The 14,858-nt window shown below is 72.5% G+C and carries 16 protein-coding genes; 9 read left to right on the forward strand and 7 right to left on the reverse strand.

The window, feature by feature from the left end; genetic code table 11:
• Positions 1-285 precede the first annotated feature (285 nt).
• Both ACP7CD_RS04960 and ACP7CD_RS04965 read left to right on the forward strand, forming a co-directional pair.
• Entirely contained in the window at positions 286-1,182 is an 897-nt protein-coding gene (locus tag ACP7CD_RS04960) for a heme o synthase (RefSeq protein ID WP_017832795.1), read from the forward strand.
• 71 nt (positions 1,183-1,253) lie between these two features.
• Positions 1,254-2,171 carry a dihydrodipicolinate synthase family protein gene (locus ACP7CD_RS04965; RefSeq protein ID WP_176337710.1) on the forward strand — a complete coding sequence of 306 codons (918 nt, stop codon included), beginning with the start codon at positions 1,254-1,256 and terminating at the stop codon, positions 2,169-2,171.
• 5 nt (positions 2,172-2,176) lie between these two features.
• Here the strand turns inward: ACP7CD_RS04965 and ACP7CD_RS04970 are convergent, their stop codons facing one another.
• From ACP7CD_RS04970 to ACP7CD_RS04980, 3 genes are all read right to left on the reverse strand, one after another.
• Complete coding sequence (locus ACP7CD_RS04970; protein WP_426119242.1) at positions 2,177-3,202, reverse strand: COX15/CtaA family protein; 1,026 nt, start codon at positions 3,200-3,202, stop codon at positions 2,177-2,179.
• 118 nt (positions 3,203-3,320) lie between these two features.
• A complete protein-coding gene (locus ACP7CD_RS04975; protein ID WP_426119243.1) occupies positions 3,321-4,109 on the reverse strand; it encodes an ABC transporter permease in 789 nt (262 codons plus the stop codon).
• Positions 4,106-5,059, reverse strand: a complete 954-nt coding sequence (locus ACP7CD_RS04980) for an ABC transporter ATP-binding protein (protein ID WP_426119245.1) — start codon at positions 5,057-5,059, stop codon at positions 4,106-4,108. The genes ACP7CD_RS04975 and ACP7CD_RS04980 overlap by 4 nt, the downstream gene beginning before the upstream one ends.
• Before the next feature lie 287 nt (positions 5,060-5,346).
• Here ACP7CD_RS04980 and ACP7CD_RS04985 point away from each other — a divergent pair, with 287 nt between their 5' ends.
• The 7 genes from ACP7CD_RS04985 (at position 5,347) to ACP7CD_RS05015 (ending at position 11,907) form a co-directional block, all read left to right on the forward strand.
• A complete protein-coding gene (locus tag ACP7CD_RS04985) occupies positions 5,347-6,144 on the forward strand; it encodes a helix-turn-helix transcriptional regulator (protein ID WP_426119247.1) in 798 nt (265 codons plus the stop codon).
• Complete coding sequence (sufB, locus tag ACP7CD_RS04990) at positions 6,137-7,591, forward strand: Fe-S cluster assembly protein SufB (RefSeq protein ID WP_035923965.1); 1,455 nt, start codon at positions 6,137-6,139, stop codon at positions 7,589-7,591. The genes ACP7CD_RS04985 and sufB overlap by 8 nt, the downstream gene beginning before the upstream one ends.
• Positions 7,592-7,757: 166 nt before the next feature.
• The gene (sufD, locus tag ACP7CD_RS04995; RefSeq protein WP_426119632.1) at positions 7,758-8,957 is read left to right on the forward strand and encodes a Fe-S cluster assembly protein SufD; all 1,200 of its coding nucleotides are present in this window, start codon (positions 7,758-7,760) and stop codon (positions 8,955-8,957) included.
• Positions 8,958-9,018: 61 nt separating this feature from the next.
• A complete protein-coding gene (gene sufC / locus ACP7CD_RS05000; RefSeq protein ID WP_017834303.1) occupies positions 9,019-9,780 on the forward strand; it encodes a Fe-S cluster assembly ATPase SufC in 762 nt (253 codons plus the stop codon).
• Positions 9,781-9,819: 39 nt separating this feature from the next.
• Entirely contained in the window at positions 9,820-10,176 is a 357-nt protein-coding gene (locus ACP7CD_RS05005) for a metal-sulfur cluster assembly factor (RefSeq protein WP_035923963.1), read from the forward strand.
• A gap of 136 nt (positions 10,177-10,312) precedes the next feature.
• Complete coding sequence (locus tag ACP7CD_RS05010) at positions 10,313-11,104, forward strand: ZIP family metal transporter (RefSeq protein ID WP_426119251.1); 792 nt, start codon at positions 10,313-10,315, stop codon at positions 11,102-11,104.
• An 80-nt stretch (positions 11,105-11,184) separates the two neighbouring features.
• Complete coding sequence (locus ACP7CD_RS05015; RefSeq protein WP_017834300.1) at positions 11,185-11,907, forward strand: NYN domain-containing protein; 723 nt, start codon at positions 11,185-11,187, stop codon at positions 11,905-11,907.
• 21 nt (positions 11,908-11,928) lie between these two features.
• Here the strand turns inward: ACP7CD_RS05015 and ypfJ are convergent, their stop codons facing one another.
• From ypfJ to ACP7CD_RS05035, 4 genes are read right to left on the reverse strand one after another with little or no spacing between them, the layout of a single operon-like run.
• Entirely contained in the window at positions 11,929-12,837 is a 909-nt protein-coding gene (gene ypfJ / locus ACP7CD_RS05020; protein ID WP_426119253.1) for a KPN_02809 family neutral zinc metallopeptidase, read from the reverse strand.
• Between the two features lie 43 nt (positions 12,838-12,880).
• Complete coding sequence (locus ACP7CD_RS05025; RefSeq protein ID WP_017834297.1) at positions 12,881-13,492, reverse strand: energy-coupling factor transporter transmembrane component T family protein; 612 nt, start codon at positions 13,490-13,492, stop codon at positions 12,881-12,883.
• On the reverse strand, positions 13,489-14,226 hold the full coding sequence (locus tag ACP7CD_RS05030) for an energy-coupling factor ABC transporter ATP-binding protein (RefSeq protein WP_017834296.1): 738 nt from the start codon (positions 14,224-14,226) through the stop codon (positions 13,489-13,491). The genes ACP7CD_RS05025 and ACP7CD_RS05030 overlap by 4 nt, the downstream gene beginning before the upstream one ends.
• 3 nt (positions 14,227-14,229) lie before the next feature.
• Positions 14,230-14,853, reverse strand: coding sequence for a biotin transporter BioY (locus tag ACP7CD_RS05035; RefSeq protein ID WP_017834295.1), 624 nt, complete (start codon positions 14,851-14,853; stop codon positions 14,230-14,232).
• Between the last annotated feature and the right edge of the window lie 5 nt (positions 14,854-14,858).

The raw sequence follows: 14,858 nt of genomic DNA on the forward strand, positions 1-14,858 counted from the left end.
GGGGCCCCGGACGTCTTTCCCGTCATGTCCGGAGCGGGAACGGACGCCGCCACGCGCTATGCTGTATAGGACCTTCTTCCGCGCCCGCGACCACCGCGCCGACCGCTCCTGCGTGCCGGCGACGCACCGTCTCCGGGCCGACCTCGCGCACGGAGCCGGGGGAACACCACCGCAACCGGGAGCAATGATTCTGTGAACTCACTCGAGACGTCGGGACCCGCAGGACGAGCCGTCCTCGGCAACGGGCACACGGGTGATGCGGCGGCCCCCCGCAGCGAGGGACGGATGACGGCCTCCCGGAAGGTGCGGGCCTACGTGGCCCTCATGAAGCCGCGGATCATCGAGCTGCTGCTCGTGGCGACCGTGCCGACCATGATCTTCGCCCAGCAGGGCATGCCGAACCTCTGGCTCATTCTCAACACCCTCGTGGGCGGCACGCTCGCGGCGGGTGCGGCCGGCGCCTTCAACTGCTACATCGACCGGGACGAGGACCGGGTGATGAAGCGCACGGCCAAGCGCCCGCTGGTCACCGGAGAGGTCACCGACCGCGAGGCCCTCGTCTTCGCGTGGGTCCTCACGGCCGTGTCGGTCGCCTGGCTCACGATCGGGGTCAACGTGCTCGCCGGCGCCCTGGGTGCGGCGGCCATCTTCCTGTACGCGGTCTTCTACTCGATCGTGCTCAAGCGCCGCACCGCCCAGAACATCGTCTGGGGCGGGGTCGCCGGGTGCATGCCGGTGCTGATCGGATGGGCCGCCGTGACGGGCGGCCTCGACTGGCCCGCGCTCGTGCTGTTCCTGTTCATCTTCCTGTGGACCCCGCCGCACTACTGGCCGCTGTCCATGAAGTACGCCGACGACTACTCCCGCGCCGGGGTCCCCATGCTGGGCGCCGTGGCCGGGGCCCGCACCGTGGGCAGCCAGGTGGTCCTCTACGCGTGGGCCACGGTGGTGTGCTCGCTGCTGCTCGTCCCCGTCGGCGGCGCCGGCTGGGTCTACGCCGTGACCGCCCTGGCCTCGGGCGCCTGGTTCGTGGGCCACAGCCACAAGCTGCACGCCCTCGCGGTGGCCGGCCGGCCCACGGACAAGCAGGCGATGCACGTCTTCCACGGCTCGATCGCCTACATCACCTTCGTGTTCCTCGCCCTGGCCGTCGACCCGTTCGTGGGCGGCCCCGTCCTCTGAGCCCGACGGGGCCGGCGGGCCCCGCGGCGCCCGCGTCCGGCCGGGGGACCGGCCGGACCTAGGATGGTCGCATGCTCAGCATGACCTTCACCGGGCTCGTCGCCTACCCGATCACACCCTTCCAGCAGGGTGGCCGCCTGGACCTGGAGTCCTTCGGGCGCTACGTCGGCCGGCTGTCCCGATCGGGCGTGGACGCCCTGGTGGTCCTGGGCAGCTCGGGCAGCTTCGCGTACCTCTCCGGGGAGGAGCGGGCCGAGGTCGTGGGCGTCGCCGTGGAGGCCGCCCGCGGCTCCGGGGTGCCGGTGGGGGCGGGGATCTCCGCGATGACCACCCGCGAGGTCCTCGAGATGGCCTACGCGGCGGAGAACGGCGGGGCGGACGGGCTCGTGCTCAACCCGCTGTCCTACATCCCGCTCGTCTCCCAGGAGATCGCCGACCAGGTGGAGACGGTCTCGGGGGCCGTGTCCCTGCCGCTGTGCATCTACAACAACCCGACGACGACGGGCTTCACGTACCCGGTGGAGCTCGCCGCCGAGCTGTCCTGGCTGGAGAACGTCAGCGCGTTCAAGGACACCGCGGACTCCCCGGCGGACCTCGCCGCACGGCGGCACCGGTTCGCCGAGCTGGCGGAGCCGGGGACGGCCCACGGGGTCAGCGGGGAGCGGCTGCTCCACGAGGCGGCACCGGACGCCGCGGCCTGGCACTCCGGGATCGCCGCGGTGCTCCCGCGCCAGTACGCCGCCTTCCGGGCCGCGGTGGTCTCGGGCGACGACCGCGCGGTGCGCACCTGGCAGGCGGCGCTGACCCCGCTGATGGAGATCCTGCGCCAGGAGCGGCCCCTGAGCTCCCTGTACGCCCTGGCCGAGGTGTGCGGCGTCAGCACGGCCCCGCCGCGGCGGCCGCTGCTGCCGATCCCCTCGGCCAGCCGGCAGCGCCTGGCCCAGGCCGTCGAGGAGCTGCTCGACGAGGCGCCCGACGAGCGGGCCTGAGGGCCTCAGCCGCGGGACGGGGCCTCGGCCGGCTGCGCCCGGTCGGTGCTGCGCAGCACCGGGGCCGGGGTGCGGGTGACCGCGAAGCCCTTCTCCACGGTGCGGGCCGTGGCCCAGATCAACACCGCGGAGCCCACCAGGTGCAGGGCCACGGCGACGATCGGCACGCCGTTGAAGTACTGGTAGTAGCCGATGAGCGCCTGCAGGACCAGCGCGGCCAGGAGCACGTTGAGGCCCGAGGCCAGCGGCACGGGCCACCGGTGCCGGCGGGCGAGCACGAGCCCGAGGACCACGGCCGCGACGATCAGGTACACGGGGACCGCGTGGGCGCGGGTGACGAGGTAGGCGTCGAACGCGTGCCGGGCGGTGGTGTCGTCCCCGGCGTGCGGGCCGGTGCCCGTGACCAGGGTGCCCAGGTAGAGGATCAGCGCGGTGAGCACCCCCAGGCTCACCATGAGCCCGCGGACGGTCCGCCGCTGCCCGTAGGCCTGGCCGGGGCGCTCGGCGTCCCGCACGGCAGGCAGGGAGCGCCGCCGGGTGCGGTTGACCAGCACCGTGGCCAGCGCGATCATCGCCCCGGAGATGAGGTAGTGGATGCCCACGATCCACGGGTTGAGCCCGGTGAGCACGGTGATCCCGCCGACCACGGCCTGCAGCGGGATGCCGAGACCCAGCAGCAGGGCGATCCGGAAGAGGTCGCGGTGCTCGTGGCGCAGCCGGAGCACGGCCAGGAACGTCAGCACCGCCACGGCGGCCAGCAGGAAGGTCAGCAGCCGGTTGCCGAACTCGATGAGGCCGTGCATGCCCATCTCGGGGGTGTTGGTCCAGGACTCGTCCGTGCACCGGGGCCAGGTGGGGCAGCCCAGGCCCGAGCCGGTCAGCCGGACGAGCCCGCCGGTGAGGATGAGCACGGAGTTCGCCAGCAGCGACGCGACGGCGAGCCACCGCACCCACGGGGTGATCCGGCTCGGCAGCAGTCCGCCGCCGTGCTCGCGGACGTCGACGTCGCTGGGGTCGCTGGCGCGGTTCATGAGTTCACTTCCGGACGGGGTCGGTGCGGTGGGGTCTCCGCGCCCAGTTTATCCGCCTCCGCGGCCCCCGCGTCCCGCCGGCCGGGACGGGCCCGCGGCCCCGGTCCGCACCGGCGGCTCAGCTCCAGCGGAACCAGCGCACGGCCCCGGTCCAGGCGGCGGCGGCCCAGACGGCGAGCACCAGCACCGGCAGCGGCGTGGGCGCCCCGGTGAGGAACGTCTCGCGCAGGGCGGTGCCCAGCGCGCCGGAGGGGAACACCTCCACCACCCAGGTGAGCCCCGCCGGCAGCGTGCTCGAGGGGAACAGGGTGCCGCCCACGGCGGCGAGCAGCACCCACACGAGGTTGGTGACGGCCAGGGTCGCCTCGGCGCGCACCGTCCCGGCGAGGAGCAGCCCCAGACCGGTGAACGCCGCGGCGCCGAGCAGCAGCACCGGCACGGAGACGAGGACGACGGCCGCGTCCGGGCGCCAGCCGAGGGCCGCGCCGAGCGCGGCCACCAGCACGTACTGCACCACGAGCACCGCGACGATCGCGAGCAGCTTGCCGGCGATCAGCCCGCCGCGGCCCAGGGGAGTGGTGGAGAGGAAGCGCAGCACCCCGTAGCGGCGGTCGAAGCCGGTCTGGATGCCCTGCCCCGAGAAGGCGTTGGAGAGCACGCACAGCGCCAGCACCCCCGGCACGGCGACGTCCACGCGGGAGGCGCCGGCCGGGACGGCGGCGTCCAGCAGATCGGTGAGGGTCAGGGCCACGAGGGCCATGAGCGGCAGGATGACCAGCAGCAGCAGCTGCTCGCCGTTGCGCAGCACGGCCCGCGTCTCGTAGCGGGCCTGGGCGGCCACCCGGCGGGCCAGGGAGGCGGGCTCCGGGCGGGGGGCGGTGGCGGTGGGCAGGGCGGGGGCGGTCATCGGATCTCCCGTCCGGAGATGTCGAGGAAGACGTCCTCGAGGGTGCGCGGCTGGAGGGACAGGGACTCGGGCAGCGTGCCGGTCGCGGTGAACCACCGGGTCACGGTCTCGAGCATCAGGGGCGTGAGGGCGCCGGTGAGGGTCACGGTGCGGTCGGCGCGGTCCGCCCGGACGCCCTCGAACCCGGGGCCGTCCCACGGGAACGGCCCCGCGCGCAGCTGCTCCGGGGCCAGCGTCAGCACGAGCACGGCGGGGGCGTCGGCGCCGGGGGCCACCAGCTCCGCCACGGACCCCTGGGCCATGACCCGGCCGTGGTCCACGATGTAGACCTGGTCGGCGAGGCGCTGGGCGTCGTCGAGCAGGTGCGTGGTGAGGATGATGCACACCCCCTCCCGGCGCAGCTGCTGGACGAGGTCGAAGACGATGTTGCGGGACTGCGGGTCCATCCCGGCCGAGGGCTCGTCGAGGAAGAGCACCTCCGGGTTGCCCGCGAGGGCCGCCGCCAGGGCCACGCGCTGGCGCTGGCCGCCGGAGAGCCGACGGACCACGGTGCGGTCGAAGCTGCTGATGCCGAGCCGCTCCACGAGCTCGTCCATGTCCCGGGGGCTGCGGTAGAGGGACGCCACGTGCCGGAGCAGCTCCAGCGGGCGCACCGCCTGGGGGAGCCCGCCGTCCTGGAGCATCACGCCCACGCGGGCGCGCAGCGCCGGGCTGGCCCGCCACGGGTCCTGCCCCAGCAGCCGGACGGTGCCGCCCGTGGGCCGCTGCAGGCCCTGGGCGCACTCCAGGGTGGTCGTCTTGCCCGCGCCGTTGGGGCCCAGCAGCGCCGTGATCTCGCCGTGCCGCGCGGTGAGGGACAGGCCGTCGACCGCGTGCACCACGTCGGCGCGCACCGCGCCCGGGCCGGCCGGGCGCCGGGAGCGGCGCCGGCGGACCGGGAACTCCTTCACGAGGCGCTCGATCGAGAGTGCGGGCGAGGACGCGGGGGGACTCTGGGCGGGCACCGGACCAGTGTAGTGCGGGCGCGCCCGCGGCCCGGCCCCCCTTGGCCCCACCGCGCCCGGGGGTTATTATGAGTAAGTCGTAATTCTTGGGCGGAGCCCGGTAAGGCTCCACTTACTGGTCAGACCGGAATGAATTACGACATACTCCGGTTGTGTATTAGAAGCGTCCCTCTCGGGTCGCGCGCTGCAGCACGAGAGCCTCCACCCCCGACCAGGAAGCGAACGGTTCACCCATGACTCAGACCACGGACGCCCGGAGCAGGTCCCGCTCCGGCCCGCGGGCGGAGCAGGAGGAGAACACTCGCTCGCGCGTGCTCGGCGCCGTCCTGGAGCACGGTCCCGTCTCCGCCGCGGACCTCGGCGAGATGCTGGAGCTGACCCCGGCCGCCGTGCGCCGGCACCTGGACGCCCTCGAGCAGCAGCACTTCATCGAGGTCACCATGGTCCGCCGCCGCAGCGGGGGCGCCGGCCGCCCTGCGCGGCGCTACGTCGTCGCCCCCGAGGGCCACGCCAAGCTCGGCGACGACTACCTCGAGATCGCGACCGACGCGCTGGAGTCCATCCGCCGCATCGCCGGCCCGGACGCCGTGCACTCCTTCATCCAGGAGCGCGTGGACCGCCTGGAGGCCTCCTATCGCCCGGAGGTCGAGGCCGCCGGGGACGACGTCGCCGACCGCCTGCCCGTCCTGGTGCGGCTGCTCAGCCGCGACGGGTTCGCCGCCTCCACCAACGAGGTGGCCGTCGGCCGCGGCGAGTCCCGCACCATCGTCTCGGCGCAGCTGTGTCAGGGGCACTGCCCCGTGCGTGAGCTGGCCGCCCGCTACCCGCAGTTCTGCGAGCTGGAGACCGAGCTCATCGCCCGGCTGCTCGGCACCGACGTCCGCCGGCTCTCGACCCAGGCCGCCGGCGCGCACGTGTGCACCACGCACGTGCCCCTCGCGCGGCCGGGACCCGCCGCGGCACCGACTTCCGTGGACCGCACCGCGGCCCGCGCCACAGACCAGACAACAGAGGAAGGCCGTCATGACTGACCAGATCGCCAGCGGCAACGACACTGTCATCGCCGACATCCTGGAGAAGAACCCCGAGCTCGAGGGCATCGGCACCTACGAGTACGGCTGGGCCGACTCCGACGTGGCCGGCGCCTCCGCGCGCCGCGGTGTCGACGAGGACGTCGTCCGGGACATCTCCGCGAAGAAGAGTGAACCGCAGTGGATGACCGACCTGCGGCTGAAGGGCCTGAAGTTCTTCGACCGCAAGCCCATGCCCACGTGGGGCGCGGACCTGTCCGGGATCGACTTCGACAACATCAAGTACTTCGTGCGCTCCACGGAGAAGCAGGCCGCCACCTGGGAGGACCTGCCCGAGGACATCCGCAACACCTACGAGAAGCTGGGCATCCCCGAGGCCGAGCGCGGACGCCTCGTCTCCGGCGTGGCCGCCCAGTACGAGTCCGAGGTCGTCTACCACCAGATCCGCGAGGACCTGGAGGAGCAGGGCGTCATCTTCCTCGACACCGACACCGCGCTCAAGGAGCACCCGGAGCTCTTCGCGGAGTACTTCGGCACGGTCATCCCCGTGGGCGACAACAAGTTCGCCTCCCTGAACACGGCCGTGTGGTCCGGCGGCTCGTTCGTCTACGTCCCCAAGGGCGTGCACGTCGAGATCCCGCTGCAGGCCTACTTCCGCATCAACACGGAGAACATGGGCCAGTTCGAGCGGACGCTCATCATCGCGGACGAGGACTCCTACGTCCACTACATCGAGGGCTGCACCGCGCCGATCTACAAGACCGACTCGCTGCACTCCGCCGTCGTGGAGATCATCGTCAAGAAGAACGCCCGCGTGCGCTACACGACCATCCAGAACTGGTCGAACAACGTGTACAACCTCGTGACCAAGCGCGCGATCGCCCACGAGGGCGCCACCATGGAGTGGATCGACGGCAACATCGGCTCGAAGGTCACCCAGAAGTACCCGGCGGTCTACATGACCGGTGAGCACGCCCGCGGCGAGACCCTCTCGATCGCGTTCGCCGGCGAGGGACAGCACCAGGACACCGGGTCCAAGATGGTGCACATCGCCCCGAACACGTCGTCGTCGATCGTCTCGAAGTCCGTGGCCCGCAACGGCGGCCGCGCCGCCTACCGCGGTCTCGTGCAGGTGCGCGAGGGCGCCCACGGCTCGAGGTCCAACGTGGTCTGCGACGCCCTGCTGGTGGACACGATCTCCCGCTCCGACACGTACCCGTACGTCGACATCCGCGAGGACGACGTCACCATGGGCCACGAGGCGACCGTCTCGCGCGTCTCCGAGGAGCAGCTGTTCTACCTCATGCAGCGCGGGATGGCCGAGGACGAGGCCATGGCGATGATCGTGCGCGGGTTCGTGGAGCCGATCGCCCGCGAGCTGCCCATGGAGTACGCGCTCGAACTCAACCGCCTCATCGAACTGCAGATGGAAGGATCCGTTGGCTGACATGTCCAAGCTGAACGAAACGATTCGCAACGCCACGGAGGCCGCCGCCTCCGCGGCCACCGCGGTGGCCGACAAGGCCGTCGGCGCGGCCAAGGACGCCTACGGCAACCTGGGCGAGAAGGTCGACGGGGTCCGCACCGGGGAGGGGCGCGTCGCCATCCCGGGCATGGACCTGGAGGGGGAGCGGCTGGCCCGCGACAAGGTCGAGAACGACACCCTGGTGCGGCACACCGCCCACGGCGACATCTCCGGCGTGCCCGACTCCTCCCGCGCCGGGCGGCGCACGTCCTACGACGTCGCCGACTTCCCGAAGCTCACCGGCCGGGAGGAGGACTTCCGGTTCACTCCGCTCAAGCGCCTCAAGGGGCTGCACGCCGACGCCCTGACCGGCCCCGCGCCCGCGGTGACCGTCGACTCGGACGCCGTGCGCGTCGAGACCGTGGGCCGGGACGACGCCCGCATCGGCAGCGCCGGGATCCCCGAGGACCGCGTCTCCGCCAACGCGTGGAGCAGCGTCACCGAGGCCACGGTGCTCACCGTGCCGCAGGAGACCGAGGTCGCCGCGCCCGTGCTCGTCGACATCCACGGCTCGGACGCCACCCCGGCGGCCCAGCACCTCGTGATCGACGCCCAGCCCTTCTCCAAGGCCCTCGTGGTCCTGCGCCACCACGGCAGCGCCGTGCTCTCGCAGAACGTCGAGTTCCGGGTCGCCGACTCCGCGAACCTCACCGTGGTGACCCTCCAGGAGTGGGACGACGACGCCGTGCACGCCTCCTCCCAGCAGGCGCGCCTCGGCAAATCCGCGACCTTCAAGCACGTGCTCGTCAGCCTCGGCGGCGACCTCGTGCGGGTCACCCCGTCCACCCGCTTCGACGCCCCGGGCGGCGCCGTGGAGATGTACGGGCTGACCTTCGTGGACGCCGGCCAGCACCTGGAGTCCCGGCTGTTCGTGGACCACTCCCAGCCGCACTGCACCTCGCGGGTGACCTACAAGTCCGCGCTGCAGGGCGAGAACGCGCACGGCGTGTGGATCGGCGACGTCCTCATCCGCGCCACCGCGGAGGCCACCGACACCTACGAGCTCAACCGGAACCTGATCCTCAACGACGGCCCGCGGATGGACTCCGTGCCGAACCTGGAGATCGAGACCGGCCTCATCACCGGTGCGGGCCACGCCTCCACCACGGGCCAGCTGGACGACGAGCACCTGTACTACCTCATGTCCCGGGGCATCCCCGAGGACGAGGCGCGCCGGCTCGTGGTCCGCGGATTCCTCTTCGAGATCATCCAGCAGATCGGTGTCCCGGACATCGAGGAGCGCCTGCGCGGGTCCGTCCAGGACGAGCTCGCCTCCGCGAACTACTGATCCGCCGCGCCCGCACGCACCCTTCCGACCCCAGACTTTTTCGACCACAGGAGAACCATCCATGGCAACTCTCGAGATCAAGGACCTGCACGCGTCCGTCGTGCTCGACGACGAGACCACCAAGCCGATCCTGAAGGGCGTGAACCTGACCATCACCTCCGGTGAGGTCCACGCGATCATGGGCCCCAACGGCTCCGGCAAGTCCACGCTGGCCTCCACCATCGCCGGGCACCCCAAGTACGTCGTCGACTCCGGCGAGGTCCTCCTCGACGGGCAGAACGTCCTGGAGATGTCCGTTGACGAGCGCGCCCGCGCCGGGCTCTTCCTGGCCATGCAGTACCCGGTGGAGATCCCCGGCGTGACGACCTCCAACTTCCTGCGCACGGCCAAGACCGCGATCGACGGCGAGGCCCCCTCGCTGCGCACGTGGACCAAGGACGTCAAGGCCGCCATGGAGCAGCTGAAGATCAGCCCTGACATGATCCAGCGCAACGTCAACGAGGGCTTCTCCGGTGGCGAGAAGAAGCGCCACGAGATCCTCCAGCTCGAGCTGCTCAAGCCGAAGATCGCTCTGCTGGACGAGACCGACTCCGGGCTCGACGTGGACGCGCTCAAGGTCGTCTCCGAGGGCGTCAACCGCGCCCTGGAGACCAACGACATGGGCGTCATGCTCATCACCCACTACACCCGCATCCTGCGCTACATCAAGCCGCAGTTCGTGCACGTGTTCCACGACGGCCGCGTGGTCGACGAGGGCGGTCCCGAGCTCGCCGAGCGGCTCGAGAACGAGGGCTACGACCGCTACCTGGCCCCGGCCAAGTAAGCGGCTCCGACCCCACCAGCTTTCGAAAGGAGGCCAGCGATGGCCGACACCCCCGCTGAGACCACCGCCGACCCCGCGACCGCGGGCCGGCCCTCCGCCGAGGAGGTCGAGGAGGCGCTCAAGAACGTCATCGACCCCGAGCTCGGCGTCAACATCGTGGACCTGGGCCTGCTCTACGGCTCCAAGTGGGCCGAGGACGGCGCCCTGGTCCTCGACATGACCCTGACCACGGCCGCGTGCCCGCTGCAGGACGTCATCGAGGAGCAGTGCGCGCAGAACCTCGACCCCATGGTGGACGAGTGGCGCGTCAACTGGGTCTGGATGCCCCCGTGGGGTCCCGACCGGATCACCGAGGACGGCCGCGACCAGATGCGGGCCCTGGGCTTCAACATCTGAGTCCGCCTCCGCACCGACGCCGCCCCGCCCACCTCGCAGGAGGTGGGCGGGGCGGCGTCGTCGTGCCGCACCCCGCTCGATAAGTAACCTTCCGAACTGTGGGTGCGCCGCCGCCGCGCGCTCCTACACTGCCGTCATGGGCCAGACCTTGCTCTTCGGGATCGTCGCCTCGAGCGCGCTCGTCATCGGAGCGCTGGTCGGCGTGCGCTTCGAGCTCCCCAAGCGCCTGCTCGCCATCCTGCTGTCCTTCGCCGCGGGCGCGCTCATCACCGCGCTGGCCTTCGAGCTGTTCGAGGACGCCTATGAGCGGGGCGGAATCTGGCTCGCGGTGATCGGTCTCTTCGCCGGCGCCGTGGTCTTCACGGCGCTCAGCGCACTCCTGGACCGCTGGGCGCAGCCGGGACCGGCCTCCGCGGACGCGGAGCAGCAGCAGGGCAGCGTCAAGCTGGACACCGACGCCGCCGCGGACGAGAAGGCGCCGACGGCCGCCTCCACCGGCGGCGCCGCGGGGCTGGCGCTGCTGGCCGCCGTCACCCTGGACGGCGTGCCGGAGAACGTGGCGCTGGGCGTCTCGCTCACCGAGGGCACGGGCGGGCTGGCCCTGCTCGCGGCGATCTTCGTCTCCAACCTGCCCGAGTCCCTGGTCGGCGCGGCGTCCATGCGCGAGCAGGGCATGTCCCGCGGCAAGGCCGTCCTGCTCTGGTCGGTCTGCGCCGTGCTCCTGGTGGTGGCCGTGCTGGTCGGCGCCGGTCCGCTGGCCGGCAGCGACCCCGAGACCATCTCCCTGCCGCTCGCCTTCGCCGCCGGCGCGGTGATCGCGTCCCTGGCCGACACCCTGATGCCGGAGGCCTACGAGCACGGCGGGCCGGCGGTGGCCCTGAGCACGGCCGCGGGCTTCGCCCTGTCCTTCGCCCTGTCGCTGGCCTGAGCGCCCCTCGCCGCTCGCCGGAGGCGTCACGCCGCGCGCCCCGTGCTCCGCCCGGGCCCAGTCCGTGGCAGAGTCGACGCGTGAACACCGACGAAAAGCGCATCGCCCTGCTCATCGACGCCGACAACGCACCGGCGGCCAAGATCGACGTGGTCCTCGCCGAGGTGGCCCGCCACGGCGCCGCGAACGTCCGGCGCGCCTACGGCAACTGGAAGAGCCCGCACCTGCAGCAGTGGGAGGCGGTGCTGCACGCGTACGCGATCCGGCCGATCCAGCAGTTCGCCTACAGCACCGGCAAGAACGCCTCGGACATGGCCATGGTGATCGACGCCATGGACCTCCTCTACGCCGGATCGGTCGACGGCTTCGCGATCGTCTCCAGCGACGCCGACTTCACCCCGCTGGTCATGCGGATCCTCACCGACGGGCACAAGGTCTACGGCTTCGGCCAGCGGCAGACGCCGGAGCCGTTCATCAACGCCTGCTCGCAGTTCACCTACGTGGAGAGCCTGGGGGAACCCGCCGAGGAGAAGCCCGGGGAGGCGCCGGCGGCCGCGCCGCAGCAGGCGCTGCGCGGTGACGCCCGGCTGGTCAGGATGCTGCGGAGCGCGGTGGACGCCGCCAGCGGCGACGACGGCTGGGCGCACCTCGGCGCCGTCGGCCAGCAGATCGGCAACCAGGCGTCCTTCGACTCCCGCAACTACGGGTACCGCAAGCTCAGCGACCTCATCGAGGCCACCGGTCTCTTCGACGTCCGCCGGCAGAACCCGGGCGTCCAGGTGCGGGACAGCCGCCGCCGCTGACCCGGGCGCGCCCGGGGGTGGTCAGAGGGCCGGCGGGGCGTTCAGGTCGCGGGCGCTGAAGGTGTCGCAGGCGTTGAGGTCGCCGGTGCGGTAGCCCGCGTAGAACCACAGCTGCCGCTGGGCGGAGGCGCCGTGGGTGAAGTTCTCGGGGCTGACCCGGCCCTGGGTGGTCTCCTGGATCCGGTCGTCGCCGATCGCGGAGGCGGCGTCGAGGGCCTGGTCGAGCTCCTCCTCGGAGATGTCGCCCAGGTCCACGGCCCCGGACGTGTCCCCGGCGGCGCCGCCGGCCCACAGCCCGGCCAGGCAGTCGGCCTGCAGCTCCACGCGCACGGCGCCGGACTCGGGGCCCTGCGGGTCCTGCTGGGCGTAGCCGAGGGTGCCGATCTGGTTCTGGATGTGGTGGCCGAACTCGTGGGCGAGCACGTACTCCTCGGCCAGCGGGCCGCCCTCGGCGCCGAACTGGGTCTGCAGCTCGTCGAAGAACGCGATGTCGAGGTAGGCGGTCTCGTCCGCGGGGCAGTAGAACGGGCCCACGGCCGAGGACGCCGCGCCGCACCCCGTGTTGGTCTGGCCCTCGAACAGCTCCACGCCGGGCATCACGTACTGCTCGCCGGTGGCCTGCGGCAGGTAGTCCTCCCAGAACTGGTCGAGGCTCTGCGCCGTGGCGATCATCCGGCAGTCGGTGTACCGGTTGGCGTCCTCACCGGTCCGGCACCGCTCCGCCCGCTCCTGCTCCACGGAGGTCTGCGACCCGGTGTCCTGGCCGCCCCCGCCGGTGATCGCGTCGATGCCGTCCTGGCCGAAGAGCAGCCCCACGACGAGCAGCAGCAGTCCGCCGCCCAGTCCACCGCCCACGGCGATCCCGCGTCCTCGCCCGCCGCCGCTGCCGACGCGGGAGGCGTCCAGCTGGGAGCTGTTGTCGAAACTCATGGCTGAAGTGTAAGCCGTCTGATGGTGGCGCGGGTGCCGGCGCTCAGTCGAAGCCGCGGGCGGCGAGGGCCTCACCGGTCCGCTGGGCGTAGGCGACGGCGGAGATCACCGCTGGGGTCACCAGTCGCACGGGGTTCGGGCGCAGCCCACGGGCTCGCACGGCGTCCCGGAGCTCGCCCACGGCGCCCACGATGAAGGGGATCGAGCGCAGCATCAGGGAGATCGCCAGGCCGATGCGCTCGGGGTCCGCCCCGACCAGCCGCACCGGCGAGCACAGCCACACGACGCCGTCGAGGAGCTCCGGCAGGGGCGTGGTGTGCATCAGGACCCGGGTGAGCACGAGGAGGACGACGATCGTCAGCACCACGTCGGCGGCCATGGCCGGTCCCGAGGTCAGGACGTGGTAGACGGCCAGCAGGACCAGCACGGGCAGGGCGGGGGCGAGTCCCCGCCACCATTCGCAAGCGCCGATGCCCGCGGCGGAGCCCGCGACGAGCAGGAGCAGAGTGAGCGCGGCGGGGACCGGCCACGAGGGCGAGAGCACCACGGCCAGGGTCACGGCGACGATGCCGAGCCCCTTGACCCGGAGCGGGGCGCGGTGCAGGGGGCCGGTGCCGGGGGAGTAGCTGCCGAAGAGGTCCGGGCCCCGGCTCACGGGCGCGCCTCTCCGGGGAAGCCGTGCGCGCACCACCGTTCGTAGGCGGGGACGACCTCCTCGGGCGGACCGTCCGCGACCAGGGCGCCCTCGTGCAGGACCAGGACGCGCGGGGCGGTCGCGGCCAGGCCGAGGTCGTGCGTGGAGATCAGCAGCTGGTGCGGGAGCCCGTCGAGCAGCCCCATGAGCCGCCCCCGGTTGCGCAGGTCGAGGAGGGTGGTGGGCTCGTCGAGGACGAGCACCTCGGGCTCCACGGCGAGCACCGCGGCGAACGCCGCCAACTGGCGCTCCCCACCGGAGAGGTCGTAGATGCTGTGCTCGGCCCGGTGGCCGATGCCCGCGCGCTCGAGCAGCTCGAGGGCGGCGGTCCGTCGTCGGGCCCGGGGCACGCCGGCCCCGCGCAGGGACAGCTCGACGTCCTCGACCGGGGTCGGCATCACCAGCTGGGAGAGGGGGTCGGTGAACACGAAGCCCACCCGACGCCGGGCCGCGCGCACGTCCCGGGTCACGTCGGTGCCGTGCACCGTGACCGTGCCCGAGGACGGGCGGACGAGGCCGTTGAACAGCCGCAGGAGCGTGGACTTCCCGGATCCGTTGAGCCCGAGCACGGCCACCCGCCGCTCGCCCAGGCTCACGTCGAGGTCGCGCAGCAGGGTCAGCTCACCCGAGGCGGTGGGCACCGTGACGGTCACGCGGGAGCACACGAGGGCCGCGGCCCCGGGGGATCCGGGCACGGCTCAGCGCGTGCCCGCGATCCGGGGGAACGCCTTGTGCACGCCCACGGCGATGACCGCCGCGAGCACCACCTTGAGCAGGTCGCCGGGCCAGAATACGAGGTCGGCGAGGAACGCGTCCTGGAAGGGCAGGCGCGCGTTGACCACCAGGCCGAGGATGCCGCCGATCCGGATCACCACGAAACCGGCCAGGGCCGCGGCCACCAGCCGCAGGGTGTAGGTGCCGGTGCGCTCGTAGCGGGCGTTGGTGGCGCCGCCGTCGTTGGCCCGGCGGGCCGGGATCAGCCACTGGGCCACGTAGCCGGCCGCGGCCGCGGCGAACGGGAAGGCCAGGATGTAGCCCGCCGAGGGCCCGGCGAGCACGCCGAAGCCGCCGCGGAAGCCCGCGAACACCGGCACGCCGATCAGGCCCACCAGGACGTACAGCGCCACGGCCAGGAGCCCGCGGGTGCCGCCCAGGACCAGGCCGGTCAGGAACACGGCGAGGGTCTGCAGGGTCAGCGGCACCCCCGCCGCGCCCAGGGGGATCCCGGGGAGCACGGACAGGGCGGCCGTGAGGGCGGCGAACACGGCGATGTTCGCGAGGTCCTCGGCGGTGATGGTGCGGCGGCGCTCGACGTTGGTCATGGCTC

It is taken from the genome of Kocuria sp. LHG3120 (assembly GCF_049897445.1).
GTDB lineage: Bacteria > Actinomycetota > Actinomycetes > Actinomycetales > Micrococcaceae > Kocuria > Kocuria rosea.